General features: G+C 40.2%; 1 protein-coding gene. It reads right to left on the bottom strand.

The features are described from left to right. Positions 1–579: rhodanese-related sulfurtransferase (locus A3739_RS26905; RefSeq protein ID WP_082878637.1), on the bottom strand; the 579-nt coding region annotated here is incomplete at its 3' end. Positions 580–1,005: the final 426 nt, after the last annotated feature.

Raw genomic sequence — 1,005 nt, forward strand, 5'->3', positions numbered from 1 at the left:
CTTTTCTTTTAGGAAAGCTGTCGATTTTTCGCAACGAATGCCGCCCGTACAGAACATAGCGACTTTTTTATGCTTAGCAGGATCTAAATGTTCATCAACATAAGCCGGGAATTCTCTAAAGGTATCAGTTTTAGGGTTTACGGCACCCTCAAACGTACCAATCTCATACTCATAATCATTACGCGTATCAATCAGTACAACTTCAGGATTAGAAATAAGCGCATTCCAGTCTTTAGGTTTGACGTATGTGCCAACAACTTTTTTAGGATCGATACCCTCTACCCCCATCGTGACAATTTCTTTTTTAAGTTTCACCTTGGTGCGGTAAAACGGTTGAGATTCATCAAACGAAAGCTTGTAATCAATATCTGCAAACTCGGGGATAGCTTTAAACCAAGTTAATAAGGTTTCAATGGATGCTTCGGTGCCAGATACCGTGCCGTTGATTCCCTCGCTTGCTAGCAATAATGTACCGCGTACATCGTTTTCTAGCATTTTATCTAGTAAGGGCTGGCGAAGTTCTTTGTAGTTTGGCAAGTCGACGAATCGATACATGGCACATACGGTGATGTCAGACATATACATGTTCCTGTGTTCAGCGACCAGAACGTAAAACTGGCGCGTTTAATAAGAGCGGCGCATTATAACGGCATATTGTGCAATTGGTAGTCAGCGAGCACCAAGCTCGCCATTTACAACAAACACCCATACACTATATATGGTTATAAAAGGCTAACCATTCCTACTACTTTTTAATCCAATTTGGTGCACGGCAGTGCCCACTTAACGTCTAAGCCGCACCAAAATAAGCCCTACAAAAGTCAATAAATATTTAAGGTTTTTTCATCAAAAAAAGACACAAGAGAATCTTCACATACCACTATATGCTGTTATACTTCTTCGCAAGTACGCTACATATAGTAAACCAACAATTCATAATACTATATATAGGGATACATCTTCTATCCCGTCATCAGGCGTAACTAAACGAATAGCTGTACCTTT

Source organism: Oleiphilus sp. HI0067 (genome assembly GCF_001635735.1).